The 25,620-nt window shown below is 63.3% G+C and carries 24 protein-coding genes and 1 pseudogene; 10 read left to right on the forward strand and 15 right to left on the reverse strand.

Annotated elements, in window-relative coordinates; all coding sequences use genetic code 11:
• Positions 1-194 precede the first annotated feature (194 nt).
• Positions 195-449: a helix-turn-helix transcriptional regulator gene (locus ACVDG8_RS13560; RefSeq protein WP_077382326.1), complete on the forward strand. Its 255-nt coding sequence runs from the start codon at positions 195-197 to the stop codon at positions 447-449.
• Here ACVDG8_RS13560 and ACVDG8_RS13565 read toward each other — a convergent pair.
• From ACVDG8_RS13565 to ACVDG8_RS13575, 3 genes are all read right to left on the reverse strand, one after another.
• A complete protein-coding gene (locus ACVDG8_RS13565; protein WP_447255098.1) occupies positions 430-1,683 on the reverse strand; it encodes a tyrosine-type recombinase/integrase in 1,254 nt (417 codons plus the stop codon). The genes ACVDG8_RS13560 and ACVDG8_RS13565 overlap by 20 nt on opposite strands.
• Positions 1,684-2,000: 317 nt before the next feature.
• A complete protein-coding gene (gene guaA, locus ACVDG8_RS13570; RefSeq protein WP_447255099.1) occupies positions 2,001-3,578 on the reverse strand; it encodes a glutamine-hydrolyzing GMP synthase in 1,578 nt (525 codons plus the stop codon).
• Between the two features lie 55 nt (positions 3,579-3,633).
• Positions 3,634-4,122, reverse strand: coding sequence for a MarR family winged helix-turn-helix transcriptional regulator (locus tag ACVDG8_RS13575; RefSeq protein ID WP_447255100.1), 489 nt, complete (start codon positions 4,120-4,122; stop codon positions 3,634-3,636).
• Positions 4,123-4,216: 94 nt separating this feature from the next.
• On the opposite strand from ACVDG8_RS13575, the gene ACVDG8_RS13580 reads away from it, so the two are divergent.
• Positions 4,217-4,543: a hypothetical protein gene (locus ACVDG8_RS13580; protein ID WP_447255101.1), complete on the forward strand. Its 327-nt coding sequence runs from the start codon at positions 4,217-4,219 to the stop codon at positions 4,541-4,543.
• Here ACVDG8_RS13580 and ACVDG8_RS13585 read toward each other — a convergent pair.
• The 3 genes from ACVDG8_RS13585 to ACVDG8_RS13595 all read right to left on the reverse strand — a co-directional run bounded on the left by ACVDG8_RS13585 (position 4,531) and on the right by ACVDG8_RS13595 (position 7,031).
• Entirely contained in the window at positions 4,531-5,175 is a 645-nt protein-coding gene (locus ACVDG8_RS13585) for a 5'-methylthioadenosine/S-adenosylhomocysteine nucleosidase (RefSeq protein WP_447255102.1), read from the reverse strand. The genes ACVDG8_RS13580 and ACVDG8_RS13585 overlap by 13 nt on opposite strands.
• A gap of 3 nt (positions 5,176-5,178) precedes the next feature.
• Positions 5,179-5,640, reverse strand: coding sequence for a PaaI family thioesterase (locus ACVDG8_RS13590; protein ID WP_371011042.1), 462 nt, complete (start codon positions 5,638-5,640; stop codon positions 5,179-5,181).
• A gap of 101 nt (positions 5,641-5,741) precedes the next feature.
• The gene (locus ACVDG8_RS13595) at positions 5,742-7,031 is read right to left on the reverse strand and encodes an RsmB/NOP family class I SAM-dependent RNA methyltransferase (protein WP_447255103.1); all 1,290 of its coding nucleotides are present in this window, start codon (positions 7,029-7,031) and stop codon (positions 5,742-5,744) included.
• Between the two features lie 337 nt (positions 7,032-7,368).
• On the opposite strand from ACVDG8_RS13595, the gene ACVDG8_RS13600 reads away from it, so the two are divergent.
• Positions 7,369-8,046 carry an MIP family channel protein gene (locus tag ACVDG8_RS13600; RefSeq protein ID WP_447255104.1) on the forward strand — a complete coding sequence of 226 codons (678 nt, stop codon included), beginning with the start codon at positions 7,369-7,371 and terminating at the stop codon, positions 8,044-8,046.
• A gap of 68 nt (positions 8,047-8,114) precedes the next feature.
• On the opposite strand, the pseudogene katG reads toward ACVDG8_RS13600, so the two are convergent.
• Positions 8,115-10,327, reverse strand: a pseudogene (katG, locus tag ACVDG8_RS13605) (catalase/peroxidase HPI).
• 142 nt (positions 10,328-10,469) lie between these two features.
• Between katG and ACVDG8_RS13610 the strand changes: the two are divergent.
• The 3 genes from ACVDG8_RS13610 to ACVDG8_RS13620 all read left to right on the forward strand — a co-directional run bounded on the left by ACVDG8_RS13610 (position 10,470) and on the right by ACVDG8_RS13620 (position 12,996).
• Positions 10,470-11,378, forward strand: a complete 909-nt coding sequence (locus ACVDG8_RS13610; RefSeq protein WP_447257339.1) for a hydrogen peroxide-inducible genes activator — start codon at positions 10,470-10,472, stop codon at positions 11,376-11,378.
• A 169-nt stretch (positions 11,379-11,547) separates the two neighbouring features.
• Positions 11,548-11,838: an ArsR/SmtB family transcription factor gene (locus tag ACVDG8_RS13615; RefSeq protein ID WP_447257340.1), complete on the forward strand. Its 291-nt coding sequence runs from the start codon at positions 11,548-11,550 to the stop codon at positions 11,836-11,838.
• A gap of 42 nt (positions 11,839-11,880) precedes the next feature.
• A complete protein-coding gene (locus ACVDG8_RS13620) occupies positions 11,881-12,996 on the forward strand; it encodes an alkene reductase (protein ID WP_447255106.1) in 1,116 nt (371 codons plus the stop codon).
• Positions 12,997-13,072: 76 nt separating this feature from the next.
• Here the strand turns inward: ACVDG8_RS13620 and ACVDG8_RS13625 are convergent, their stop codons facing one another.
• The 5 genes from ACVDG8_RS13625 to hisS form a co-directional block, all read right to left on the reverse strand.
• A complete protein-coding gene (locus ACVDG8_RS13625; RefSeq protein WP_447255107.1) occupies positions 13,073-13,696 on the reverse strand; it encodes a poly-gamma-glutamate hydrolase family protein in 624 nt (207 codons plus the stop codon).
• Between the two features lie 81 nt (positions 13,697-13,777).
• On the reverse strand, positions 13,778-15,544 hold the full coding sequence (locus ACVDG8_RS13630; RefSeq protein ID WP_455707751.1) for an AMP-binding protein: 1,767 nt from the start codon (positions 15,542-15,544) through the stop codon (positions 13,778-13,780).
• Positions 15,545-15,628: 84 nt separating this feature from the next.
• Entirely contained in the window at positions 15,629-16,330 is a 702-nt protein-coding gene (gene hisG, locus ACVDG8_RS13635) for an ATP phosphoribosyltransferase (RefSeq protein ID WP_447255108.1), read from the reverse strand.
• On the reverse strand, positions 16,327-17,445 hold the full coding sequence (locus ACVDG8_RS13640) for an ATP phosphoribosyltransferase regulatory subunit (protein WP_447255109.1): 1,119 nt from the start codon (positions 17,443-17,445) through the stop codon (positions 16,327-16,329). Before ACVDG8_RS13640 ends, hisG begins: the two co-directional genes overlap by 4 nt.
• Positions 17,446-17,620: 175 nt before the next feature.
• A complete protein-coding gene (gene hisS, locus ACVDG8_RS13645) occupies positions 17,621-19,216 on the reverse strand; it encodes a histidine--tRNA ligase (protein WP_447255110.1) in 1,596 nt (531 codons plus the stop codon).
• A gap of 337 nt (positions 19,217-19,553) precedes the next feature.
• On the opposite strand from hisS, the gene ACVDG8_RS13650 reads away from it, so the two are divergent.
• Together ACVDG8_RS13650 and ACVDG8_RS13655 are read left to right on the forward strand one after the other, a co-directional pair.
• Positions 19,554-19,793: a hypothetical protein gene (locus ACVDG8_RS13650; RefSeq protein ID WP_447255111.1), complete on the forward strand. Its 240-nt coding sequence runs from the start codon at positions 19,554-19,556 to the stop codon at positions 19,791-19,793.
• A gap of 30 nt (positions 19,794-19,823) precedes the next feature.
• The gene (locus tag ACVDG8_RS13655; RefSeq protein ID WP_447255112.1) at positions 19,824-20,216 is read left to right on the forward strand and encodes a hypothetical protein; all 393 of its coding nucleotides are present in this window, start codon (positions 19,824-19,826) and stop codon (positions 20,214-20,216) included.
• Between the two features lie 165 nt (positions 20,217-20,381).
• Here ACVDG8_RS13655 and ACVDG8_RS13660 read toward each other — a convergent pair whose 3' ends face one another.
• Entirely contained in the window at positions 20,382-21,020 is a 639-nt protein-coding gene (locus ACVDG8_RS13660; protein WP_447255113.1) for a DNA-3-methyladenine glycosylase I, read from the reverse strand.
• 214 nt (positions 21,021-21,234) lie between these two features.
• Here ACVDG8_RS13660 and ACVDG8_RS13665 point away from each other — a divergent pair, with 214 nt between their 5' ends.
• Together ACVDG8_RS13665 and ACVDG8_RS13670 are read left to right on the forward strand one after the other, a co-directional pair.
• On the forward strand, positions 21,235-21,975 hold the full coding sequence (locus ACVDG8_RS13665; protein ID WP_447255114.1) for a L,D-transpeptidase: 741 nt from the start codon (positions 21,235-21,237) through the stop codon (positions 21,973-21,975).
• A gap of 348 nt (positions 21,976-22,323) precedes the next feature.
• Positions 22,324-23,244, forward strand: a complete 921-nt coding sequence (locus ACVDG8_RS13670) for a bifunctional 5,10-methylenetetrahydrofolate dehydrogenase/5,10-methenyltetrahydrofolate cyclohydrolase (protein ID WP_447255115.1) — start codon at positions 22,324-22,326, stop codon at positions 23,242-23,244.
• 9 nt (positions 23,245-23,253) lie between these two features.
• Here ACVDG8_RS13670 and ACVDG8_RS13675 read toward each other — a convergent pair whose 3' ends face one another.
• Both ACVDG8_RS13675 and glcF read right to left on the reverse strand, forming a co-directional pair.
• Positions 23,254-24,261, reverse strand: coding sequence for a hypothetical protein (locus tag ACVDG8_RS13675; RefSeq protein ID WP_447255116.1), 1,008 nt, complete (start codon positions 24,259-24,261; stop codon positions 23,254-23,256).
• Positions 24,262-24,292: 31 nt separating this feature from the next.
• On the reverse strand, positions 24,293-25,594 hold the full coding sequence (gene glcF, locus ACVDG8_RS13680; RefSeq protein WP_447255117.1) for a glycolate oxidase subunit GlcF: 1,302 nt from the start codon (positions 25,592-25,594) through the stop codon (positions 24,293-24,295).
• Positions 25,595-25,620 lie beyond the last annotated feature (26 nt).

Genomic DNA, 25,620 nt, shown 5'->3' on the forward strand with positions numbered 1-25,620 from the left:
GGAGACGATGTGAACGTAGTTGAGAGCTATAATCAGATTGGAGCAGATGCGCGATCATTGGCCCGAAGGAGCCCTTCGGTATGCAAATGGTCAAACGGCAGAAGCAAACTCAACACGAAAGCTGCCAGGACATAGAGGCCGCACCAGCGGATCGCCCCCTTCCGGTTCTACCGCACATTGAGGCGCGACAGGTCGTGCGAACGGTTCGCCGATCGCAATTGCGAGAAATCGTCCCGCTATCGGACACGACCATTTATGAAATGGAACAACGAGGCGAGTTCCCCCGACGGTTCAATCTGGCCCCCCGCTGCGTCGTTTGGGACCTGGGAGAAGTCGAAGCGTGGATTCAGGAACGGCGGAACGCGTCCTCAGCTGGTTCGATCGAACTGGCCCCGGGACCAGACGTGCGGTCGCGAAAGACGAGACCCGTCAAATCGGATCGAGGATGACGGCTGCCCCGGAAATCGGCTGCAGTGTGGGTGAGTGTTTGCTGCCAGCCGCCCACGCTTCAATCATGTCGGCCCATTCCTGCAGCATGTGGCGCCGCTGCGGTTCGTATTCAGCCTTGTTATAGACGCCGCGGGAGGAGCGACTGTCTTCGTGGGCGAGGCATTTTTCGATCCAGTCGCGATTGAATCCGATCTCGTTTAGGAGCGTGGAGCCTGTCCGCCGTAGATCATGCACCGTAAAGGGAGCAAGCGGCAGATCTTGTTTTTTTGCGCGGTCCACAATCGCCATAGTAATCCGATTGAAAGTCGCGCGCGACATGGGTTCGTCGGCGTCGTAGCGAGATGGAAGCACGTATCGAGAGTTAGCAGCGCAGGTCTTGAGCGCAATCATGATGTCGAGGGATTGGCGGGACAGGTAGACATTATGTGGCTTCTTCCGCTTCATTCGCTCTTTGGGAATGCTCCATATCGCGCTCTCGAAGTCGACCTCATCCCACGTCGCGTCCAGAAGCTCACTTTTCCGAACCATCGTGAGCAGGATCAGCTTTAGGCCCAGCCGAATGGTTGGCAAAGTCGGCACATTTTCCAACTCCTTCAGCATGATTCGAATTTCTGCGGGTGACAACGCCCGGTCTTTCGCCTCGAAGGTAGCTATCGAGGCCGGTCCTACCTCGTCCGCCGGATTGACGATCCTCTCGCCGTGCAGAATGGCATAACCGTAGACCTGCTTCACAATATCCCGGACATGAATGGCCGTTGCTGGTGCGCCCCGGTCCCTGACCTTTGCGCAGAGCGCCCTCAAGTCGTCCGACGTGATTTCTGTCAAGAGTCTTTTGTCCCAAATCGGCAAGATGTCTCGACCGAAGACGGCTTTGCGCATCGAGCGCGTGCTGTCCGCCATCTTCGCCTCTTTAAACCATACTCTGCCGGCATCACCGAACGTAGCCGTCGTAGACAGGCGCCGCTTGTCACGCTGCTTTTCCTGGGCAGGCGATTTTCCGGCTGCCACCATTTTTCGTGCGGCAAGACAGCGGTCACGCGCCTCTGCTAGCGAGATGCCTCCCTCACCATAGCGACCGAGCGTCACTGTCTCTCGCCGACCATTCACTCGGTAGTCGTATCGGAATGATATCTGCCCTGTGGGAGCCACGGTCGCGTACATACCGTCACGATCGGTGACTTTGTATATTTTATCTTTTGGTTTCAGCTTCTTAAGCGCGATGTCGGTGAGCATAGGAGGAGACGGGTGGGGCGCATCTAGGGTTGTTCAATGCCTAGTTTTACCGTCATTCGTTTTACCGTCAAGGCTCTGTGAGAGCCAATACAATTCAATGCTTTACCTCGAAAGACGCCAACATGCTTGAGTCCGGCGCAGTGACGGCATCAGTCTGTAGGGAAGATGGCGCGAAAAGGAATGCCGTCAGATCTACCGCCAAATGATTCCGCTTAGGGGCGATAGTCAGCGATAGACGTAGAGACCAAAGCAGATTAAATTCAAGCGCTTAATTGGGTTTCGGCGATAGTCACCGAATGCTGGCGAACGACCGAGCTTTATTCCCACTCGATTGTGCCGGGCGGCTTCGACGTCACGTCATAGACGACCCGGTTGATACCCTTCACCTCGTTGATGATGCGGGTGGCGGTGGCGGCGAGGAAATTCATGTCGTAGTGGTAGAAGTCGGCCGTCATGCCGTCGACGGACGTGACGGCGCGCAGCGCGCAGACGAATTCGTAGGTGCGGCCGTCACCCATCACGCCGACCGTCTGCACCGGCAGGAGCACGGCGAAGGCCTGCCAGATGGCATCGTAGAGGCCGGCCTTGCGGATTTCGTCGAGGTAGATGGCGTCGGCCTCGCGCAGGATTTCGAGCTTCTCGCGCGTGATGCCGCCAGGACAGCGGATGGCCAGGCCCGGACCCGGGAAGGGATGGCGGCCGATGAAGCTTTCGGGCAGGCCAAGCTCCTTGCCAAGCGCCCTCACCTCGTCCTTGAACAGTTCGCGCAGCGGCTCGACCAGCTTCATGTTCATGCGCGCGGGCAGGCCGCCGACATTGTGGTGCGACTTGATCGTCACCGACGGGCCGCCGGAGAAGGAGACGCTTTCGATGACGTCGGGATAGAGCGTGCCCTGGGCCAGGAAATCGGCGCCGCCGAGCTTCTTTGCCTCTTCCTCGAAGACCTCGATGAACAGGCGTCCGATGGTCTTGCGCTTCTTTTCCGGGTCGCTCTCGCCCTCCAGCGCCGAGATGAATTTGTCCGAAGCGTCGACCAGGATCAGCGGCAGATTGTAGTGCTGGCGGAACATCTCCACCACGCCTGCCGCCTCGTCCTTGCGCATCAGGCCGTGGTCGACGAGGATGCAGGTGAGCTGGTCGCCGACCGCCTCGTGGATCAGAAGCGCTGCGACCGAAGAATCGACGCCGCCCGACAGCGCGCAGATCACCTTGCCCTTGCCGACCTGTTGGCGGATCGTCTCGACCGCGTGCTCGCGATAGGCGCGCATCGTCCAATCGCCCTCGATGCCGGCGATGTTGTGGACGAAATTCCGGAGCAGTCTGGCGCCATCCGGCGTGTGCACCACTTCGGGGTGGAACATGATGCCGTACATCTTGCGCTCGACATTGCCGAAGATGGCGAAGGGCGAGCTTTCCGATTTGCCGAGCACCTTGAAGCCCGGCGGCAATTCGATGACGCGATCGCCATGGCTCATCCACACCTGGTGGCGCTGGCCCGGCGCCCACAGGCCTTCGAACAGCGGGCTTTCCTTCTCGATCTCGACGAAGGCGCGACCGAATTCGCGGTGGTTGGAGCTTTCGGCAATGCCGCCCATCTGCACGCACATGGCCATCTGGCCATAACAAATGCCAAGCACCGGCACGCCGGCGTCGAAGACGATCTGCGGCGCGCGCGGGCTGCCGATATCGCCGGTCGAGGCCGGACCGCCGGACAGGATCACGGCTTTTGGATTGATGCGCTTGAAGGCGGCTTCGGCCGATTGGAACGGCACGATCTCAGAGAAGACGCCGGCCTCGCGGATGCGGCGGGCGATGAGCTGCGTAAACTGGCTGCCGAAATCGATGATCAGGACAGTGTTGGGCGGGACGGCGTCGGGGCGATTGGCTGTCGTCATGGCGAGCCTTTAGAGAAAGAACCGATTCGGCGCAATGGGCGTAAGCTTGTGCCGTTCACTGAGCGCCAGGCTCTCGATCGATAGCCTCTGCGTGCCTAGGCTCGAGCGCTCGCAGGGCGTCCATCAGGGCCGCGAACCGCTGCTGGCCGAGACGGGCGATGTAACTCTGTTCGATCTGGAGCTTGACGCGATCGCCGTCTCGCAAGGCGTCCAGGCCCTTGCGCGTATAGCGGACCAGCTTGCCACGGCCGTCGCGGGGATCGGGCAAACGCTCCAGAACGCCGTCCATCTCCAACCCGTCGAGCAATTGCTGAACTGCCTGCTTGGAGATTGCAGAGCGTTCGATCAGTGACGCCTGGCGCGTGCCGCCGCGGGGGATGTGCCCGAGCAGCCCGGCGCGCGCTTCGCTGAACCAGGAGTGGCCAGCGGCCCGCATGGCGGCAGCGAACTCCGCCTGCCAGGCACGGCTCGCCTGCCATAGCCGCCAGCCGACATGATCGGGCAACGCCTCGGTATTTTCGTCAAGCTCCTTGACCAAATTCAAAACACCCTCTAAGTAGTCAAGTATCTTGACTACTTACCCACCTTACGTGGCGGCGCCGGTCGAGGCAATCGCCGACTTCACTCAGGAGAAAAACATGACGGCACTGCAAAAGGAAAATCTCGCGATCCTCATTCCGGGCGCGACCCATGTGTTGGAGCGAAACGGCAAGGAGGCTTACGTCTATTTCGAAAACGACGGTGCCGCGCACATGCTGCTCGATGATGGCGAAGCGCGCAGCGGGCGCTGGCGGATGCTCGATGATGGTTATGTCACGGACTGGGACACGGGTGTAACCGGGCGCTGGACCCTGGACCATGAGCCGGGGTCCGTCACCTACGTCAACCGCGACAACGCCGTTCGATTCAGGATGATCGGGGTGCTGTTCGGCAACGCTAAAAACCTGCCGCGTCAGCGGGTCTGAAGATCGATTGCGCCCGACGCAATCGACTGTTCCAGCAGTTGGACCGCCTGGGCCAGCTTCTCGTCGATGACGTGGAGATATTCCGTCCAGTCGTTGACGTGCCTGAGATCGGCCGCGCCGTCAGAAATGCCGCGCAGGCCGATCAGCGGCACGCCGAAGAGTTGGCAGGCGCGCAGGCACGCGAAGGTCTCCATATCGACCATGTCGGCATCGATTGTGTCATAGGCGGCACCGGTGACGATCGCGCCACCGGTCGAGAGCGCGGCGGTCTTGATGCCGGGGATGACGAAGGGCAGCGGCACCGTGACCGGCAGGTCCAGGAAAGGCGTCGCGCCCTTCTCGAAGCCGAGCGGCGAAGCGTCCATGTCGCGATAGCTCACCGAAACAGCTTGGTAGATCTCGGTTTGCTCCAGTCCGCGGCTGCCGGCCGAGCCGAGCGAGACGACCAGGTCTGGCAGCGAGCCTTCGGCCTTCAACGCGGCAAGCTCGGCGGCGAGCCGCACGGCGGCCTCCACCGGGCCAACGCCGGTCATCAGGGGGTCGAACAGCTTTTTCAGATGTGGGCCGTATTCAGCCTCCACCGCCATGACGAAGAGAACGTTTCTGCCCGCAATCTGCACGGCGCTTGCCATCGATCAGCCCTCGATCCCGTCGCGGCCGACCACGGTCATCATCGTGCCGGTCATGGTGGCGATCAGCTTGGCCTCGCCGTCGGCGGCGAAGGCGTAAGCCTGGCCATCGGCGACGATGATGGTGCGGCCGGGCTTGGTCACCGAGCCGCGGAACAGGAAACGCTCGCCCCTGCCGGGCGCCAGCAGATTGACCTTGAACTCGATGGTCAGCACGCCGGAATTCTCCGGCATCAGCGAGAAGGCCGCATAGCCGCAGGCGGAGTCCAGCGCGGTGGAAATCACGCCGGCATGCAGGAAGCCATGCTGCTGGGTCAGTGCCGCCGAATAAGGCATCTCGATCTCGATGATGCCGGGTGTCACCAGTGTCAGCTCGGCGCCGATGGTCGCCATCGCTTTCTGCCGGGCGAAGGAAGTCCTGACGCGTTCCTCGAAGTCGGGAGCGGGTACGATCTTGGCTGCTGCCATGGCCTTCGCCTTCTCGTTTTGCTGGCGAAGCTTATTGCAGAGCCGAGCGGGACAGGCAATCTCTTATGTTGCAGCGCAGCAAAGCCTGTTCAGCCACGCGCTCAGGCAGTCTTGCGCCAGGCATGGAAATAGAAACCATCCGTGCCGCTCAGCGCCGGCGACAGCGAGATGCCGCCGGTGTCGGCGATGCGAGCGGCCTTCCCGTGGCCGGGGAAGCGCTCGTTCCAGAGCCTCCGATGATCGATCGACGCAAAGCCTTCATGGCGTGCGCGGAAAGCCGCGACCTGTTCGCCGTTTTCGGCGTCGAAAACCGAACAGGTGATATAGACCAGCAACCCGCCCGGTTTGACGAAGGCCTGGGCAGTGTCGAGGATCGCCTGCTGCTCGGCCCGGCGGGCGTCGAGCTGCCGATCGGTCAGCCGCCATTTGGCATCCGGGCGGCGGCGCCAGGTGCCGCTGCCGGTGCAAGGCGCGTCGATCAGCACGATGTCCATGTGAGCGGTGAGCGGCGCAAGCTCCGCCAGCTTGCTGACGATCTGCACATTGCGGTTGTGCGAGCGACGGATGCGCTCGAAGATCGGCGCCAGCCGGACCTTTTCCGAGTCGTGGGCAAAGAGCTGGCCGCGGTTGTCCATCTCGGCCGACAGGGCCAGCGTCTTGCCGCCGGCGCCGGCGCAGTAATCCAGCACCTGCATGCCGGGCTCGGCGCCGGCAAGGGCGGCGGCAAGCTGCGAGCCTTCGTCCTGCACTTCGAACCAGCCCTTCTGGAAAGCCGGCTCGGCCTGGACGTTCGGATGCCGGCCGTCGCCGTCGATCGGTGGGATGCGGATGCCATGCGGCGCGATTGCCGCCGGCGCCGCACCGGTGCCCTGCAGCTCGGCCAGCACCTTTTCACGCCCGGCCAGCAAGGTGTTGGCCCTGAGATCCAGCGGCGGGCGATTGGCGAGTGCTGCCCCTTCCGCGACCCAGGCGCCGCCATAGGCTTTCTCAAGCAGAGGCACGCACCAGTCGGGAACATCGGCCCGCACGGCGTCCGGCGCATCGGCAGGCCGATGGCCGGCCGTCGCCTTCAGTTCCGCGGCACTGAGCAGCGGCGGCGCGAATTTGTCGCCATCGAGCGCGTCGTTGAGCGACTGCGCGGTCTGACCCCATTCGAGCAACAGCGCGCCGAAGCCGATGGCGCGCGGCGTGTCCGCGCCGAACAGCCAGCCGGCGGAACGCTTGCGGCGCAAGGCGTCATAGACGATGTTGCCGATCGCGGCGCGGTCGCCGCCGCCGGCAAAGCGGTGCGACAGGCCCCAGTCGCGCAAGGCGTCGGCCACCGGCCGATGCCGCCGGTCGATGTCTTCCAGAACCTCTATGGCCGCCGCCAGCCTTCCGCCCAATCGCATTCTTGTCTTCCGTCGTTCCGCATTGTTCCGGCCGCTCTTAAAGCTTTTCCAGCCAGGATTGAAACAGTTCTGTTGCGGCGCTCATGCGTCGCCCTCCGAGCCCGGCGAAACAGCCGATGCTGGAAACCGGACCGGCAACATGAATTGCCTGATCCGCAAGAAGGTTTGAGCAGTTTCAGCAATACATGATCGCCCCTAATGCAATCAACTGGCGCGCGCAAGCAAGCCGCCTGGCTTAACCACCGTGCTTTTCAAGATTCACCGGTAGGAATACTCTTTCGCCGGTGATTCGCGACGCGAGCAACGCGGTTCAGGCGGGTCCTATGAGGAGAGGGCAATGAAGACTTATCTGGCAGAAGTTCTCGGCACGTTCTTGTTGGTGTTCATCGGCACGGCCTCCGTGGTCACGGGCGGCTTCGGCGGCGCGCTGCCGCTTGGCCAGGAAGGCATCGGCCTGGCGTTCGGCATCGGCCTGATCGCGGCGGCCTATGCGATCGGCCCGATCTCGGGCGCGCATCTCAACCCGGCAGTGACGCTGGGCGTGTTCCTGGCGGGGCGGATGCCGGCCAAGGATGTCATCCCCTACTGGATCGCGCAGATCATCGGCGCCATCATCGCCTCGCTGGCGCTGTGGATCATCGTTTCCGGCCAGGCCGGCGGCCACACCGGCGGCTTCGGCGCCAATGGCTGGGACGAGGCCAAATGGGGCATGAGCTCGGCCTTCCTGTGGGAGCTGATCGGCACCTTCACCTTCGTCACCGTGATCCTCGGCGTCACCAACGCCAAGCATACCACCGCTTTTGCCGGGCTGGTGATCGGCCTGACGCTGGCGGGCATCCACTTCGCCATGATCCCGGTGACCGGCACCTCGGTCAATCCGGCGCGCTCGATCGGCCCGGCGCTGTTCACCGGGGGTGCTGCGCTCAGCCAGCTCTGGCTGTTCATCGTTGCGCCGCTGATCGGCGGCGCCATTGCCGGCGTCGTCGCCAAGGCGGGCGTCTTCGAGAAAAACTGAACGGCCTCCAAGGCCGAACGAAAAAGGCGCGGGCAGGACCCCGCGCCTTTTTCCTGGGAGGATACGACCTACTTCGCGGCGATCTCGAAGCGGTCGGCGTTCATCACCTTGGTCCATGCCTTGACGAAATCCTTGACGAACTTCGCCTTGGCGTCACCCGAACCGTAGACCTCGGACAACGCGCGCAGCTGTGCGTGCGAGCCGAAGATCAGGTCGGCGCGCGTGCCGGTCCACTTCACCTGCTTGGTCTTGCGGTCGCGCGCTTCGTAGACCTCGTCCGAACCCGGGGTCGAGCCGGCCGCCGGATCCCAGACAGTCGCCATCGAGAGCAGGTTGACGAAGAAGTCGTTGGTCAGCGTGCCAGGCTTGTCGGTGAACACACCACGCTTGGAGCCTCCAACATTGGCGCCGAGCACGCGCAGGCCGCCGACCAGCACCGTCATCTCCGGCGCCGTCAGGCCAAGCAGTTGCGCTCGATCGACGAGCATCGCCTCAACCGACATCGGCGGCTTGCCTCTGACATAGTTGCGGAAGCCGTCGACCTTCGGCTCGAGCGCGGCGAAGGAGTGGACATCCGTCTGCTCTTGAGAAGCATCCATGCGGCCCGGCGTGAACGGCACATTCACCGGTTCACCGCCATCCTTGGCGGCCTTCTCGACAGCGGCGGCGCCGCCAAGCACGATGAGGTCGGCGAGCGAGACCTTCTTGTTGCCGGCCTGCGCCGCGTTGAACTCGGTCTGGATGGCTTCAAGCTTGGCCAGCACCTTCGAAAGTTGGGCCGGCTGGTTGACCTCCCAGTCCTTCTGCGGCTCAAGGCGAATGCGGCCGCCATTGGCGCCGCCGCGCTTGTCGGAGTTGCGGAAGGTCGAGGCTGAAGCCCAAGCGGTCGAGACCAGCTCGGAGACCGAGAGGCCGGACGCCAGGATCTTCGCCTTCAGCGAAGCGATGTCAGCCTCGCCGACCAGTTCATGGTCGATGGCCGGGATTGATCCTGCCAGATCAGCTCTTCCTTCGGCACGAGCGGCCCGAGATAGCGCGCGACAGGACCCATGTCGCGATGGGTGAGCTTGAACCAGGCGCGAGCGAAGGCGTCGGCAAACTGGTCCGGATGCTCATGGAAGCGGCGCGAGATCTTCTCATAGGCCGGGTCGACGCGCAGCGCGAGGTCGGTGGTGAGCATCGCCGGCGCGCGGCTCTTCGACGGATCGTGCGCGTCCGGGACCGTGCCGGCGCCGGCGCCGCCTTTCGGCGTCCACTGATGGGCGCCGGCCGGGCTCTTCGTCAGCTCCCATTCGTAGTTGAACAGGTTGTCGAAGAAATTGTTGCTCCACTTGGTCGGCGTCGTCGTCCATGTCACCTCGAGGCCCGAAGTGATGGCGTCGCCGGCAACGCCGGAGGCGTGCTTGCTCGACCAGCCGAGGCCCTGCGCCTCGATGCCGGCGCCTTCCGGCTCCGCGCCAACCAGCGACGCATCGCCGGCGCCGTGCGTCTTGCCGAAGGTGTGGCCGCCGGCGATCAGCGCCACGGTTTCCTCGTCATTCATGGCCATGCGGCCGAAGGTTTCCCTGATATCACGGGCCGAGGCCAGCGGATCGGGCTTGCCGTTCGGGCCTTCCGGGTTGACGTAGATCAGGCCCATCTGGACAGCGCCGAGATGGCCGCTGAGCTCGCGATCGCCGGAATAGCGCTTGTCGTCAAGCCACTTGGTTTCCGAACCCCAGTCCACATCTTGTTCGGGTTCCCAGACGTCGGCGCGGCCGCCGGCGAAGCCGAAGGTCTTGAAGCCCATCGATTCCAGCGCGACATTGCCGGTAAGGATCAACAGGTCGGCCCAGGAGATCTTGCGGCCGTATTTCTGCTTGACCGGCCACAACAGCCGGCGCGCCTTGTCGAGATTGGCGTTGTCCGGCCAGCTGTTCAGCGGCGCGAACCGCTGCTGGCCCGCACCCGCGCCGCCGCGGCCGTCGCCGATGCGGTAGGTGCCGGCGCTATGCCAGGCCATGCGGATGAAGAGCGGGCCGTAATGGCCGAAATCGGCCGGCCACCAGTCCTGCGAATCCGTCATGACCTTGTGCAAATCCTTGATCACCGCATCGAGGTCGAGGCTGGCGAATTCCTTGGCGTAGTCGAAATCCTCGCCCATCGGGTCCGAGAGGTTCGACTGCTGGTGTAGAACGGCAAGGTCGAGCTGGTTCGGCCACCAGTCACGATTGGTCCTCGCCGTGGATCCATGCGCCACGGGGCACTTGCCCGCGCTGTTGTCGTCGGTTTTCGCGTCCATCTTCGTCTCCGATTTTTTGCCGAGGTTTTGCCGAGCTGTCGGGGCTGAAAGCGCCCCGCGCCGATCTGGAATGATTCCAGACTAAGGCGGCCGGACGATAAAGACAAATTGCCTTTCCTGTTTGTTTTGATAACCTTTGCTTATGATTGGCCTCACTGTCCGACAGATGCAATATTTCGACGCGCTGGCGCAGACGCTGCATTTCGGCCGCGCCGCCAAGCTCGCCGGCGTCAGTCAGCCGGCGCTCTCCGCGCAGATCGCGGAAATGGAGGCGCGGCTGAGCTGCCTGTTGTTCGAGCGCGGCGGCAAGACGGTGCGCATGACCGACGAGGCGCTTGCCTTGCGGCCGCGCATCGAACGCATCCTGGCCGACATACGTGACGTCGAGACGACGGCGCGGCGGGGCCGCCCTTCCATGGAAGGCCGTTTCCGCCTGGGCATCATTCCGACGGTCGCGCCCTATTTGTTGCCGCATGTGCTGCCGGAACTGAAGAAGCAGTATCCGGTGCTGCAGCTCGAATTGCGCGAGGCGGTGACCGCATCGCTGGTCGAGGACGCGGTTTCAGGCCGGCTCGACGCCTTCATCGCCGCGCTGCCGCTCGATCATCCGGGTCTCGTCACCGAAGATCTGTTCCCCGACCGCTTCTTCCTCGCCGTGCCGACCGGCGACCCGGCCTTCGCTTCACCGCCGGTGCCGCCGGAAAGCCCGGCGCTGGAACGGCTGATGCTGCTGGAGGAAGGGCACTGCCTGCGCGAGCAGGCGCTGGCCGTCTGCGGCAATGTCCGGCCGGTGGCGATGGCAAGCTATGGCGCGACCAGCCTCACCACGCTGCTGCAGATGGTGGCGCATGGGCTCGGCGTCACGCTGGTGCCGGAAATGGCGGCAAGCGCTGCCGGCGTCATGCCGGACTTGCGAATCGTGCCCTTCCAGGATCCGATGCCGCAGCGCATGATCTGCCTGGCATGGCGCCGCAACAGGGCTCGCCAGGACGAGTGCGTGGAGCTGGCGCGGATTATCCGCGGGCTGGACCAGGCCGTGCTGGCGGCTTGAGAGGCCGTGGCAGACCATCTCTGAAGTACCTGCCATTTGCGCTCGTCCGTTCCGGCCTGTGGCCGTGTAAGGCAGCGACTTTCTCCAATTGCCGTCAACAATGGCATGGATTTCCTGCCATATCGTCTCTGCCCGATCTATGTATCGGGTGAGATCGATGCAGGTGAAGATGGACAACGACATCATATTGAAGGCGCTGGCGCATCCGTTTCGGCGCGATGTGCTGGCGTGGCTGAAGGAGCCTGAACAGCACTTCGCCGAACAGGCGCATCCGCTCGAGATGGGTGTCTGCGCCAGCCAGTTCGACAATCGCGGCCTGGCGCAGTCGAGCGTCTCGGCGCATCTGGCGACGCTGGCGTCGGCCGACCTCGTCACCACCCGACGGGTCGGTCAATGGGTATTCTACAAGCGCAACGAAGAAACCATCGCCGCCTTTCAGGCCGCCCTGTCCGATCTCTGACAATCCTTCCCCGCCCCCAAGAATGCATGAAAGGCATTTCTCATGACTACCCTGTTTGATCCTCTGCGCGCTGGCGACCTGACGCTGGCGAACCGCATCGTCATGGCGCCGCTGACGCGCAATCGCTCACCCAATGCGGTGCCCGGCGACCTCGCGGTCACCTATTACAGCCAGCGCGCCACGGCTGGATTGATCGTGACGGAAGCCACCGCCATCAGCCATCAGGGCCAAGGCTATGCTGATGTGCCCGGTCTTTATGGCGCGGAACAGCTTGCCGGCTGGAAACGTGTCACCGACGCCGTGCATGCGCGCGGCGGCAAGATCGTGGTCCAGCTCTGGCATGTCGGTCGCATCTCGCACAACACGCTGCAGCCCGGCGGCGGCAAGCCGGTGGCGCCATCGGCGATCAAGGCAAAATCCAAGACCTATCTGGTCAAGCCGGATGGCGCCGGCGAGTTCGTCGAAACTTCCGAGCCGCGCGCGCTCGATGCGACCGAACTGCCCGGCATCGTCGATGATTTCCGCCGCGCCGCCAAGGCGGCGATCGAGGAAGCAGGCTTCGACGGCGTCGAGATCCATGGCGCCAACGGCTACCTCATCGACCAGTTCCTGCGCTCGGGCACCAACCATCGCAACGACAATTATGGCGGTTCCATCGAGAACCGGACGCGCCTGCTGTTCGAGGTGGTCGACGCGGTCACCGGTGCGATCGGCGCCGGCAAGACCGGGATCAGGCTGTCGCCGGTGACGCCCGCCAACGACACTTCGGATGCCGACCCGCAGCCGCTGTTCAACCATGTGGTCGCCGGCCTGGGCGGCCGCGGCCTGGCCTATGTCCATATCGTCGAAGGAGCGACCGGCGGCGCGCGCGACTTCAGCCAAGGCGACAGGCCGTTCGACTACGCGGAGCTCAAGGCCGCCTATCGCAAGACCGGTGGAAGCGGGGCATGGCTGGTGAACAATGGCTATGACAAGCAGTTGGCCGAGAAGGCCGTGGCCGACGGCTACGCCGATCTTGTCGCCTTCGGCAAGCTGTTCATCGCCAATCCCGACCTTGTCAGCCGGTTGAAGCAGAATGTCGAACTGAACGTCCCGGACAAGGCGACGTTCTATGGTGGCAACGCCAGGGGCTACACGGATTATTCGACGGCAGCCTGAGATTCCTCGAGCGGTTCGTCCATGAAACGACGAGCCGCTCGGCAGGGCGGGCACGGCGGGAAAACGGTTCCTCCAGCTAGGACACGGCCCAGGATTGAACACCATTTCGGGCATCGAATATCTCGATTGCCTTGCGAACAGCTCCACAGAATTTTTCCAGAAGTTCCGGCTCGCTCCCGAGTCGACGGCGCAGCGAGAAGGGTATTTCCAGTTGTGCGCCCCTCCCCGTCAGTCCTCGGTTGACGATGTTCGTATCCTGGATACCGGGAAACGGATGGTTATCATTTTGTGTCTTGAAGCCGGCCTGCCGCAGATGCTCGACTATCTCTGAAACCAACGCCTCGTCCTTGCCCCCCATGTAGACTGTCGAGGGATCTTCCCGATCCTGGCGACCGTGGATAGCGACGACCGTGGACTTTGTCCGCAACAGTTCGAGCGCGGATTCCTCGTCGAAGTTCCTGGATGTTATGTGAAGCTCTCGATTGGCATCCGGCATGAGGCCTTCGAAGCAATACATATCGAGATCGCGCCCTGCTATCGTCTCGGTGATCATGGATGTGCGGGGTTCGATTTTCCCGCCATGGGGGGCCATAACGATCGCATTGCCGGTTCGGGCGCCGCGCCGGATGACGATGCGAAAGTCTACGTTTTCGGTTTTGGCGGCTTTCAGCGCCGCGAAATTTGGAAACTCGTTATCCATTCGCCCGTCCAAACAAGCATGGTTGGCAGTTCGCGCCTTGGGCGCGTTTTCAAAGACTGACTATTTCGGGTCAATCCAGTTTCACGCCGTCTTTTGCGCCACCAGCCCGAGTTCCTCGACCATCGCATCACGCATCAGGAACTTCTGCGGCTTGCCGGTTACCGTCATCGGCAATTCGGTACGGAAGCGGATGTAGCGTGGGATCTTGTAGTGGGCGATCTGGTCGGCGCAGAAAGCCTTGATCTCCTGCTCGGTGGCGATCTGGCCGGGCTTCAACACGATCCAGGCGCAAAGCTCCTCGCCATATTTGGCGTCGGGAATGCCGAAGACCTGGACTTCCTTGATCTTGGGGTGGCGGTAGAGGAATTCCTCGACCTCGCGCGGATAGACGTTCTCGCCGCCGCGAATGACCATGTCCTTCACCCGGCCAACGATGTTGCAATAGCCCTCGGGGTCGATAGTGGCGAGGTCGCCGGTGTGCATCCAGCCGTCGGCATCGATCGCCTCGCGCGTCTTTTCCGCGTCGTCCCAATAACCCTTCATCACCGAGTAGCCGCGTGTGCAGAGCTCGCCCGGCGCGCCGACCGCCACGGTCGAGCCGTCGGCGCCGACGGCCTTGACCTCGACATGCGGATGGATGCGGCCAACGGTTGAGACGCGCTTTTCCAGCGGGTCGTCCACGCTGCTCTGGAAAGAGACCGGGCTGGTCTCGGTCATGCCGTAGGCGATGGTCACCTCGGACATATGCATCAGCGACACCACCTTCTTCATCACCTCGATCGGGCAAGGCGAGCCGGCCATGATGCCGGTGCGCAGGCTGGAAAGATCGAAGCTGGCGAAGTCGGCATGGTCGAGCATGGCGACGAACATCGTCGGCACGCCGTAGAGCCCTGTGCAGCGCTCCTGTGCCACGGCCTTGAGCGTCGCGCCGGCATCGAAACCCTCGCCCGGGAAGACCATGGTCGCGCCCTTGGAAACGCAGCCCATCGTGCCCATCGACATGCCGAAGCAGTGATAGAGCGGCACCGGGATGCAGAGCCGGTCGTCGACGGTCAGCTTGATCGCCGAGGTGACGAAATTGCCGTTGTTGACGATGTTCAAATGCGTCAGCGTCGCGCCCTTCGGCGCGCCGGTGGTGCCCGACGTGAACTGGATGTTGATCGCCTCATTCGGCTTCAGGCTCTCCGAGATGCGGTCGAGGCTGTCATGCTCGTCGCGCCCGGCCATGGCCAGCACGTCGCCGAAATTGAACATGCCGGGCGAGTTGTCGTCGCCCATGCGGATGACGATTTCGAGCGAGGGCAGCTTTTTTGCCTTCAGCTTGCCGGGCTCCGCGGTGGCGAGTTCCGGCGCCAGCGTCTCTATCATGCCGAGATAGTCGGAGGTCTTGAACAGCGCGGCGGTGACCAGCGCCCGGCAAGCGACCTTGTTCAGCGCATATTCGAGCTCGGTCAGCCGGTAGGCCGGGTTGATGTTGACCAGGATCAGGCCGATGCGCGCAGTGGCGAATTGGGTCACCAGCCATTCCCAGCGGTTGGGCGACCAGATGCCGACGCGGTCGCCCTTTTCCAGGCCGAGCGCCAGGAAGCCGGCGGCCAAAGCGTCGACCGTGTCCGACAGCTCGCCCCAGGTGAAGCGCTTGTCCTGGCCGACGAAAACGGCGGCGTCTTGCGTGGCGTATTTGCTTGCGGTGTCGGAGAACAGCTGCGGGATGGTCTTATCGAGCAGCGGCACCGAGCGGTCGCCCGAGACATGCGCCGTGCCGTCCACCGGGGCAATGAAGGTGCCACGCGATTTGCGCCCCCGCAGATTGGTGGCGTTCTGGAGTTCGTCGAGTTTGATCGCCATCGCCGTCTCCTCCTCGGGATAGGCCAACCTATCAGCCTGCCGGGGTAGAGGAAACCCGCCGTTGGTATGGGTGGTTCCCGGTCCTCAGGAAGGAGGGAGGGCACCCATCTTCGCGGCGATGTCGCGAAGCACGGCTTCATCCGCCGGCGCACGATCTTTTCTGGACGCCACGAGGCAGGCCTGCGAGTTCAGGATCGTGCCGTCGCCGAGCACCTTGAGATGGTTGGCGCGCAGCGTCGAGCCGGTGGTGGTGATGTCGACGATGACGTCGGCCAGCCCCGCTGCCGGCGCGCCCTCGGTGGCGCCGAGGCTTTCGACGATGCGGTAGACCTGGATGCCGTGCTTCAGCGAGAAGAACTGCTGCGTCAGCCGCCAGTATTTGGTGGCAATGCGCAAGCGCCGGCCATGGCGCTGGCGGAAATCAGCGGCGACATCGTCGAGATCGGCCATACTCTCGACATCGAGCCATATGTCGGGCACCGCGACCACGACATCGGCATGGCCGAAGCCAAGACGGGCGACAATTTCGGCACTCGCTTCCCAGTCGGCGAGGTTCTCGCGCACCAGGTCCTCGCCGGTGATGCCGAGGTCGACAGCCCCTTGACCGATCTCGCCGGCTATCTCGGACGCCGACAGGAAGGCCACTTCGACATTGTCGAGGCCATCGATGCGGGCGCGGTATTTGCGGTCGTCCTCCGGCAAAGCGACGGCGAGGCCGGACTTGGCCAGCACTTCCAGCGACTGTTCCTTGAGACGGCCTTTCGACGGGATCGCCAGCGTGATCATCTGGCGTTCTCCCGCAAAGCCTCGATGCGGTCGAGCCAGACCGAGAAGCCCACGCCGGGAATCGGCTTCTTGGCGCCGAGCAGCGTCAGCAGCCGGTCGTAGCGGCCGCCGCCGGCGAGCGCGCGGTCGCCACCTTCCGCCGCGATCTCGAAGACCAGACCGGTGTAATAATCGAGCGGCCGGCCGAAGGCGGCGTCGTAGCGGATGCTTGCCGCCGGCAGGCCATGGGCTTCGATCGCCTTGGCGCGGGTGGCGAAATTCTCCAGGGCCGGGCCTAGCGACAGGCCGGCGCCGACGGCGAAGTTTTCGAGCTCGGCGGTCGCTTCACCCAGCGTGACGTCGATCTCGAGAAAGCCTTTCAACGCCGAGAAGGCTTCGTTCGACAGCCTGACGCTCCGCAGTTCCGCCTTCTCGATCAGCCGCCTGGCGATGTCGGCCGGCGCGCGCCCGGACGAGGCGGAAAGGCCAGCCTGTTCCATACCGTCGGCGATATGCGCGGCAAGAGCCTCCGCATCGCCGTCGAGCACCAGCATGGCGACCGGCCCGGCAAGCTGGCTGTTGCGCGGCGGGTTGGCGAGATCGGCCAGGGCGGCCTCCAGCATCGGCGCCGAGCCGAAGGCACGCGCCAGCCGCATGCGCCAGCCGCGCGGCAGGCCAAGGGCTGCCAGCACCGCTTCGAACAGTGTCTGGTCGCCGAGCGTGATCGCCAGCTTCTGCCCTGGCAGCACCAGCGACAGCAGCGCATGCGCGTCGGCGAGCGAGCGGGCATCGGCGGCTGCTATGTCGCGATCACCGAGATCCTCGATGCCGGCCTGGAAGAACTCGTTGCCGCCCTCGCGGCGCTGGCGAAAGACCTCGCCGAGATAAGAGTAGCGACGCGGTGTGCCGGCCTGGCTGGATATGTGGTCAAGGCAGACCGGAATGGTGAATTCCGGGCGCAGGCACAGCGTCTTGCCGGTCTCGCTCTCGGTCAGGAAGACGCGGCGGCGCAAGTCTTCGCCAGCCATGTCGAGGAACGGATCGGCCGGCTGCAGCACGGCGACTTCGACCGCATGGGTGTCGCGAGTGGCGAAGAGGTCGGTGATGGCGGTGGCGATGGCGGGGCGGAAGGTCATCGATAGGCTTGGCGCGAGGCCCCCCTCTCTGTCCTGCCGGACATCTCCCCCTCAAGGGGGAGATCAGCAGTTCAAAGCGCAGCGCCTTCCTTCGGCGCTGGAGATTGGCGAAAGCATAGGCGACATCCAATCTCCACCCTTGAGGGGGAGATGGCCGGCAGGCCAGAGAGGGGGCTCAAGCGCCACCTTTCGCGCGATCGGCCGCCTGCGCCGCCAGGATTTTCCTCACCTCGGCGACCAGCTCGCTTTCCGCCACCGTCACCTGCGCCGGCCTTGCGGCGCGCCATTCGGCATTGTCGATGATCTCGGCGGACATGCGCGCGCCTTCGATCAAATCCTTGATCTGCAACTCGCCTTTGGCGCGCTCGTCGCCGCCCTGGATGATGGCGACCGGGCTGCCGCGGCGGTCGGCGTATTTCAGCTGCGCCTTCATGCCGGCGCCACCGAGATACATTTCGGAGCGGATGCCGGCGGCGCGCAGATCGGCGACCATCTTCTGGTAGCGGCCGAGGCTCTCCGTGTCCTTGTCCATGACGAGAACGACGACCGGGGCGATAACATCGGAGATGTCGAGCTTGCCGAGATTCTTCAGCGCCGTCATCAGACGGGACACGCCGATGGAGAAGCCGGTCGCCGGCACCGGCTCGCCGCGGAAGCGCGAGACCAGCCCGTCATAGCGACCACCGCCGCCGACCGAGCCGAAGCGTACGATCTGGCCGTCCTCATTGGGGATTTCCGCCAGCAGCTCGGCTTCGAAGACCGGGCCGGTGTAGTATTCGAGGCCGCGCACGACGGAGGGACTGATCCTCACTCGTTTGGTTCCATATCCGGAAGCCGTTAGCAGTGCAGCTATTTGTCTGAGTTCTTCCAGTCCCTGTCTTCCAATTTCCGTTTCCCCTAGGATCTCTTCCCAATCATCAATGAGAAGGGAGTTGAGGACCCTGAACCCCTCACCCATGTTGGGAGAGACGTCATCGTCGTCAAGGACCACCCCTTCGTAGTGCACCGTCTGAATCGAATGAACTTTCTCCGGCCCAAAGACATCGAGGAGCTTTGATGTCTGCGCCTCATTGAGTCCGGCGCCTTTAGTGAAATCACCGCTCTCGTCTTTGCGACCCTCACCCAAGAGCAGGCGAACCCCTTCTGGCCCGAGCTTGTCCAGCTTGTCGATGGCGCGCAACACCGTCAGCCGGCGTCCTGCATTCTCCTCGCCGCCAAGGCCGATCGCCTCCAGCACGCCGTCGAGCACCTTGCGGTTGTTGACGCGGATGATGTAGTCGCCGCGCCTGATGCCGAGCGCTTCCATCACGTCGGCCATCATCATCGCCATTTCGGCGTCGGCGGCGACGCCGGGCGTGCCGATGGTGTCGGCGTCGAACTGCATGAACTGGCGGAAGCGGCCGGGGCCAGGCTTCTCGTTGCGGAACACCCAGCCGGAACGATAGCTGCGATAGGGCTTCGGCAGCTTTTCAAAATTCTCGGCGACAAAGCGGGCCGTCGGCGCGGTCAGGTCGTAGCGCAACGACAGCCACTGATCGTCATCGTCTTGGAACGAGAAGACGCCTTCGTTCGGCCGATCCTGGTCGGGCAGGAACTTGCCCAGGGCATCGGTGTATTCGATCATCGGCTGATCGACCGGCTCGAAGCCGTAAAGCTCATAGACCGAGCGGATGGTCGCCATCATCTTCTCGACGGCGCGGATGTCTTCGGCGCTGCGGTCGGCAAAACCGCGCGGCAGCCGCGCTTTCGTCTTTTCGGATTTGTCGGCCATGGGATGATCTTTTCTGGTAATGGGCGCGCGTTTCCTAAACGATGCGGGTTAGGGCGGCAAGGGCGAGCACTTTCCCTTCTCCCCTTGCGGGAGAAGGTGGATCGGTGCGCCAGCGCCGAGACGGATGAGGGGTGTTCCAGCGGAGTGAGGCGTTGGCGTTCCTGGAACACCCTCATCCGGCCGCTTCGCGGCCACCTTCTCCCACAAGGGGAGAAGGAAGAGCGCCTGCGCGTTCGAAACAAACCGCGCTGAAAACGAAACAATTCCGCCATCGGCGCGGCATGCTGCCGACACAATCGACGATCATAAAGCGCGCCGAAACAAGGGCTTCGGGCAAATGATCACGGCGAAAGACATCGACAGCCGCGAGCCGGCCGGCAGGTTGCGGCCTGCCGAAGGTCATGCGCTCAGAGCGGCCAGCCATCCGGCCGGTCCGTTCGACGTTGCAGTCGACGCAAGCCAGTCCTCGTCGGCGCGCGATGCGCTGATGACCGGGCTGCTGGTGATCTATCCGGCCTTCGCGGCGTTGGCCGCGATCCTTGCCGGACTGTTCCTGACCGGCGCCAGCGGCGCCTGATTTCCATCAATCGAGGGATCTGCGATGCGAATGAAAATCGCGTGCGCGCTCAGTCGCGCATCAGTTCTTGGCGCGCTCGTGCTTGCCATGCCGGTTGCGGCCAATGCCTGCCAGGCCGGCGATGCCCATCTTACCGGGCACTACTATCTGCGCGGCGTCATGGAAGTCGGCTCCGAGCTGCTCTTGAAGAAAGACGGCAGCTTCGAGTTCGCGCTCGCCTATGGCGCCAACGACCAGTACGGCAAAGGCTGCTGGGTGAAGAAGGGTTCGACGGTCGAAGTCATTCCGGCCGGCCGCAGATCGGCTTCCACCCATCACACGCCGGACGATAGCGGCTTCAGCGGGCTGGTGCTGACGGTGTCCGGCTCCAGCCTGGTCTGGAACATCAACGGCAGCGGGCACAAAGGAACGTTCGAGAAGTAGGCGCCTCTTTTCCTTCTCCCTTGTGGGAGAAGGTGGATCGGCGCGCCAGCGCCGAGACGGATGAGGGGTGTTCCAGTGAAGTGAGGCGTCGGCGTTCCCTGGAACACCCTCATCCGGCCGCTTCGCGGCCACCTTCTCCCACAAGGGGAGAAGAGGAGATCGCGCCTACTTCGGCCGCTTCAGCTTCTTCCTTTCCGCTTCCACTTCCTTGCGGCAGTAGCAGCCTTCGAGATGGTCGTTGACCAGGCCCATCGCCTGCATGAAGGCATAGACCGTGGTCGGGCCGACGAAGCTCCAGCCGCGCTTCTTCAAGTCCTTCGAGATCCGGACCGAAACCGCCGTCGTCGGGTTGGCGCGCAGATGCGCGAGGTCGACGATCTTGGGCCGCTCGTCCGGACCCGGCTCGAATTTCCAGAACCAGGCGGCCAAGGAGCCGAACTCATCGACCATCTCGCGGGCACGCTTGGCGTTGTTGATGGTCGAGACGATCTTGCCGCGATGGCGGATGATGCCGGAATTGCCGAGCAGGCGCTCGACATCCTTGTCGGTGAAGAGCGCCACCTTGTCGAAGTCGAAGCCGGCAAAAGCCTCGCGGAAATTCTCGCGCTTGCGCAGGATGGTCAGCCAGGACAGGCCCGACTGGAAACCTTCGAGGCAGATCTTTTCGAACAGCCGGCGGTCGTCCGTTACGGGCCGGCCCCATTCATGGTCGTGGTAATGGAGATAGTCCGGCAGATTGCCGTGCCAGGAGCAGCGCGCCTTGCCGTCGGGGCCGTCGAGGATGCCGGTATTTTCAGTTCCCATGGCCGCAAATCCATTCGTTAATGCGCTCGAACGGCGCGTTTACCGTGGCTTTACCAGATTCCTGAACCGGCCGGTAACCACACCAAAAGGTTTACTGACAAGTGAGCATTTTACGCATTCCGATTCATGTTTTGCTTGGCCCTTCGCGCCAAGGATCGCGAGACAGAGGGCTCTCCCCGCCCTTGGACGAGTTCGACGATCGAGGTGCGTTCCGATGAAGACAGCGTTTTGTTCCCTGCTAGGTGCCGCGGCGGTTCTTGCCGCCGGCGCCACGACCTCCCTTGCCAACGACCGCTATGCCGACAGGCCGCCGGTGATGGTCAGCCCAGACCTTTCAGCACCCTGGGTGCTGCAGCTTGGCAAGGCGCCGGGCATCGTGCGTCCCACTCGCCAGGTGACGCAACAGCCGCTGCGCCGGCTGTTCCAGGCGCAGCCCGACCAGCAGCGCACGGCGGCCGTGCAGCAGCCGGCCAAGCGCATGGTCATGCGGCCGCAGATCAACCCGATCTATTTGCCGCAGGAAGTTGCCTATGATGGACCGGCGAAGCCGGGCACCATCGTCATCGATACCCATCAGAACTTCCTTTATCTGGTCGAAAAGGACGGCAAGGCGCGCCGCTATGGCGTCGGCACCGGCAAGCCGGGCTTCGAATGGTCGGGCACGCACAAGATCACCGACAAGAAGCAATGGCCGGACTGGCGCCCACCGGCGGAGATGATCAAGCGCGAGGCGGCCAAGGGCCGTTACCTGCCGACCTATCTGGCCGGCGGCATCGAGAACCCGCTCGGCGCGCGCGCGCTCTATCTCGGCACCACCGAATACCGGATCCATGGCACCAACCAGCCCTGGACGATCGGCGGCTCGGTGTCATCGGGCTGCATCCGCATGCGCAACGAGGACGTGGTCGACCTTTACGAGCTCGTCAATGTCGGAACCACGGTCGAGGTGATATAGTCGTCGCGAATCAGTCGGTTAGGCGGCGCAGCACCTTTTCGTCCGAGCTGTTGCCGCGAAAGCATAGTGCAGTCCCTCAGGATGTGCTTAAACCGGTGAAGAGATAACGGGGGACGGGCCGTGTGGGGATACGGTCGGTCACGAAAAGGCAGCGACGGGAAACCGCGCTGCCTTTTTCGTTTGTAGGTCGACAGGTCGCCCCGAAAGCAGGGCGTTTCGCTTTCGGGGCTGATTTAAGGGGGCGCCTCTGCTATTGCAGTGCACAAATCTTGGTTTTTGCGCAATTCCGCACGGAAAATCGCCTCGGCGTTTTTCCCGGAACTGCCCTAGAAGGCAGAGGTGCCACCCATGTCCCGGACCGATGACAGCCGTTACCTGAAAGGCGGCCCGGTCGCCCAGCGCATCATCGCTTCGGTGCGTGAAGACGCCGCGATCGCCACGGCCGAAGGCTTTCCGCCAAAACTGGTCTCTATCACCGTCGGCGACACCGACGCGGTCGACGTCTATGTACGCAACCAGCGCGCCAAGGCAGCGCTTGCCGGCATCAGCTTCGAGGAGCGGCGCTTCGCCGCCTCCATCACCGCCGGCGAGCTGGAAGCCGCGATCCACGGCCTCAACGCCGACCCGCGCGTCACCGGCATCATCATCCAGCGGCCGGTGCCGGTGCATATTCCGATCAAGACGCTGCAGGCGGCGGTGCATCCGCTCAAGGATGTCGAAGGCATGCACCCGGCCTCGATCGGCAACATCGTCTACAACCAGCTCGATCTGGCGCCCTGCACGGCGGCCGCTTCGGTCGAATTGCTGAAAGAGACCGGGCTCGACCTCAAGGGGCTCGAAGTCGTGGTCGTCGGCCATTCCGAGATCGTCGGCAAGCCGATCGCCTTCCTGCTGATGAGCGAAGGCGCGACCGTGACGGTCTGCCACCACATGACGCGCTCGGTGGCCGCGCATGCGCGACGCGCCGATGCGCTGTTCGTCGCCGTCGGCAAGCCCAGGCTGATCAAGGCCGACATGGTGAAGCCAGGCGCCTGTGTCATCGACATCGGCATCAATTCCGAGATCGGCCCGGACGGCGAAAACCGCATCGTCGGTGACGTCGACACCGAAAGCGTCAAGGAGGTCGCGGCCTGGATCACGCCGGTGCCGGGCGGTGTCGGCCCACTCACGGTGGCGATCCTGCTGCGCAACACGATGGTGGCGCTCAACCGCCAGCGCGCGCTTTATCGCGCGACCTACGGGGTGCCGGACCAGCTCGCGGCGGAGTAACGATACTCGTTACGTGTATTGCGGCACGTGGCAGGTGATGCGGCTTTCCTCATCCCAGAAGATGTAAAGCATGCCGCCGCTGCCCCAGAAGAATCCCGCCAGCGAGTCGAACTGCAGCAGAAATTTCATTTCCCTATTCGTTCCGGGAACCAGCGGAAATTGCGGTCCCTGAACCCATGACGGCAGCCCGCCGAGCCGGAACAGGTTCTGTCGCGAATTGCTGATGCCCCACGACTGCCTGAGCCAGCGCGGCGGTGTGAGTGCCAGGTGTACGGTGCTCCGGCTTGTGGCCGGCTCCGGCGTGAAATCATCGGCGGAATGAAACGGCGCAATCGGCGTCGGCACGCCTGCAGCGTCGTGCGAATAGTAGGTCGGTTCCAGCGAATTCGCACAGGTTTCGAGCAAGAGCCTCGGAATAGATACTGGTGGATCCTCGCCAAAACGGTCCAGCGTAACCAGGTGCGTCAATTTCTGCCGACAGATCGGACACGTCGCCGAACCGGTGCCGCCAACCGTAAGTGGCCCGCCAATGGTTGGGAGATGCCAGGTGGGGTGATTGTGGTGCGTCGGAAAAGGCGAGTCACTCGGGGAGCCGCCCTCGAATACGAGATGGTGACAGGCCGGCGGCGAGCGAGGATCGGCGTGGACCTGCCAATCCTCAAAATCGGGAATGTCAGCCAGCACGTCGTCCGCGAACAATTCGGGCGCTTGCAGCGCGGCCTGGGCCAACAGATCTTCAACGTCAGCCCCCTGCTCGGCCGCATCCTCCAGGAAGGTTGCTAGGCAGCCCAGGTCCGCATCGTCGAGGAACGAGACCGCGTCTTCGATCAGATTGGTCTGGTGAACGTCGCCTTCGATCGCCGCCTTTATCAGCGCAAGCAGGAATCCGGATCCATCCGCTAGATGACGGGCAACGATTGCCGAACAATCTTCATAGCGCGCCTGCACTGTCAGGCGCGGCGTCCTCGAGAGCAACCGGACGACGGTTTCTATCTCCAACGTTTCCAAATCGGTCATTGCCGTATTGTCTTGCGCGAATTGGTTCCGATTAACCCATTTTGGGCGGCTCACCGCCATAGGCCCAGTCGAGCAGTTTTATCGTGTGCACCACCGGCAGCTTTGCCGCGGACGCGATCTGGGTGATGCAGCCGATGTTGCCGGTGGCGACGATCTCGGCTCCGGTCGCTTCGATGTTTTTCACCTTGCGATCACGTAACTTGGCCGAAATCTCCGGCTGCAGGATGTTGTAGGTGCCGGCGGAGCCGCAGCACAGATGGGCCTCGCGCGGCTCGCGCACGATGAAGCCGGCCCTGGTCAGAAGCTCCTTCGGTTGGCGGGTGATCTTCTGGCCGTGCTGCATCGAGCAGGCAGAGTGATAGGCGACGACCGTGCCGGGTTTGCGGACCGGCTCTGGCAGGTCGAGCGTGGCGAGATACTCGGTGATGTCCTTGGCCAGAGCCGAAACGCGCGCGGCCTTAGCGGCATAGGCCGAATCGAGACGCAGCATGAAGCCGTAGTCCTTGATCGTCGTGCCGCAACCGGATGCCGTGATGACGATGGCGTCGAGACCGCCCTGGTCGATGGCGCGCGTCCAGGCGTCGACATTTTTCCGAGCGGACGCCAGCGCCGCTTCCTCGCGGCCCATGTGATGGACGAGCGCGCCGCAGCAGCCCTCGCCTTCCGGCACCACGACTTCGACGCCGAGCCTCGTCAGCAAGGACATGGTCGTGTCGTTGATGGCCGGATCAAGCACCGATTGCGCGCAACCGGTGAGGATCGCAACGCGGCCGCGCCTTTGGATCCCCTGCCCGGCATGCACGCCCGGCTTCGCCTTTGTCGATGCCGGCGGCAGCGACGATGGCGCGAGCTTGAGCATGGCGGCGACCGGCTTCAGCGCCGGCAGCTTTTCGAACAAGCCAACGAACGGACGGCCGAGTCCTGCAAGCTTCAGTGCGGCGCGGAAGCGGTTTGGATAGGGCAGTACGAAGGCGAGCAGCGCGCGCGTCAACCGGTCGAGCAGCGGACGCTTGTAGGTCTCCTGGATGTGGGCGCGGGCGTGATCAACCAGATGCATGTAGTTCACGCCCGACGGGCATGTCGTCATGCAGGCGAGGCAGGACAGGCAGCGGTCGATATGGGTGACGATCTCCTTGTCGGCCGGCCGGCCGTTCTCCAGCATGTCCTTGATCAGATAAATCCGGCCGCGCGGTGAATCCAACTCGTTGCCCAATGTCACATAGGTCGGGCAAGTGGCGGTGCAGAAGCCGCAATGCACGCATTTGCGCAGGATCTTCTCCGATTCCGCGACATGCGGATCGGCAAGCTGGGCAAGGGAGAAATTGGTCTGCATCTCTTTTAGTCTTCAGTTAGACGCAA

Source organism: Mesorhizobium sp. ORM8.1 (genome assembly GCF_053005525.2).

Excerpts from the sequence above, each read along its gene's own strand:
- guaA (WP_447255099.1), bottom strand. The coding sequence starts at position 3,578 with ATGACGACAGCCAATCGCCCCGACGCCGTCCCGCCCAACACTGTCCTG.
- ACVDG8_RS13665 (WP_447255114.1), top strand. The coding sequence starts at position 21,235 with ATGAAGACAGCGTTTTGTTCCCTGCTAGGTGCCGCGGCGGTTCTTGCC.
- hisG (WP_447255108.1), bottom strand. The coding sequence starts at position 16,330 with ATGATCACGCTGGCGATCCCGTCGAAAGGCCGTCTCAAGGAACAGTCG.
- ACVDG8_RS13565 (WP_447255098.1), bottom strand. The coding sequence starts at position 1,683 with ATGCTCACCGACATCGCGCTTAAGAAGCTGAAACCAAAAGATAAAATA.
- ACVDG8_RS13620 (WP_447255106.1), top strand. The coding sequence starts at position 11,881 with ATGACTACCCTGTTTGATCCTCTGCGCGCTGGCGACCTGACGCTGGCG.
- ACVDG8_RS13640 (WP_447255109.1), bottom strand. The coding sequence starts at position 17,445 with ATGACCTTCCGCCCCGCCATCGCCACCGCCATCACCGACCTCTTCGCC.
- hisS (WP_447255110.1), bottom strand. The coding sequence starts at position 19,216 with ATGGCCGACAAATCCGAAAAGACGAAAGCGCGGCTGCCGCGCGGTTTT.
- ACVDG8_RS13600 (WP_447255104.1), top strand. The coding sequence starts at position 7,369 with ATGAAGACTTATCTGGCAGAAGTTCTCGGCACGTTCTTGTTGGTGTTC.
- ACVDG8_RS13650 (WP_447255111.1), top strand. The coding sequence starts at position 19,554 with ATGATCACGGCGAAAGACATCGACAGCCGCGAGCCGGCCGGCAGGTTG.
- ACVDG8_RS13660 (WP_447255113.1), bottom strand. The coding sequence starts at position 21,020 with ATGGGAACTGAAAATACCGGCATCCTCGACGGCCCCGACGGCAAGGCG.
- ACVDG8_RS13590 (WP_371011042.1), bottom strand. The coding sequence starts at position 5,640 with ATGGCAGCAGCCAAGATCGTACCCGCTCCCGACTTCGAGGAACGCGTC.
- ACVDG8_RS13585 (WP_447255102.1), bottom strand. The coding sequence starts at position 5,175 with ATGGCAAGCGCCGTGCAGATTGCGGGCAGAAACGTTCTCTTCGTCATG.
- ACVDG8_RS13595 (WP_447255103.1), bottom strand. The coding sequence starts at position 7,031 with ATGCGATTGGGCGGAAGGCTGGCGGCGGCCATAGAGGTTCTGGAAGAC.
- glcF (WP_447255117.1), bottom strand. The coding sequence starts at position 25,594 with ATGCAGACCAATTTCTCCCTTGCCCAGCTTGCCGATCCGCATGTCGCG.
- ACVDG8_RS13655 (WP_447255112.1), top strand. The coding sequence starts at position 19,824 with ATGAAAATCGCGTGCGCGCTCAGTCGCGCATCAGTTCTTGGCGCGCTC.
- ACVDG8_RS13625 (WP_447255107.1), bottom strand. The coding sequence starts at position 13,696 with ATGGATAACGAGTTTCCAAATTTCGCGGCGCTGAAAGCCGCCAAAACC.
- ACVDG8_RS13580 (WP_447255101.1), top strand. The coding sequence starts at position 4,217 with ATGACGGCACTGCAAAAGGAAAATCTCGCGATCCTCATTCCGGGCGCG.
- ACVDG8_RS13675 (WP_447255116.1), bottom strand. The coding sequence starts at position 24,261 with ATGACCGATTTGGAAACGTTGGAGATAGAAACCGTCGTCCGGTTGCTC.
- ACVDG8_RS13610 (WP_447257339.1), top strand. The coding sequence starts at position 10,470 with ATGATTGGCCTCACTGTCCGACAGATGCAATATTTCGACGCGCTGGCG.
- ACVDG8_RS13670 (WP_447255115.1), top strand. The coding sequence starts at position 22,324 with ATGTCCCGGACCGATGACAGCCGTTACCTGAAAGGCGGCCCGGTCGCC.
- ACVDG8_RS13615 (WP_447257340.1), top strand. The coding sequence starts at position 11,548 with ATGGACAACGACATCATATTGAAGGCGCTGGCGCATCCGTTTCGGCGC.
- ACVDG8_RS13630 (WP_455707751.1), bottom strand. The coding sequence starts at position 15,544 with ATGGCGATCAAACTCGACGAACTCCAGAACGCCACCAATCTGCGGGGG.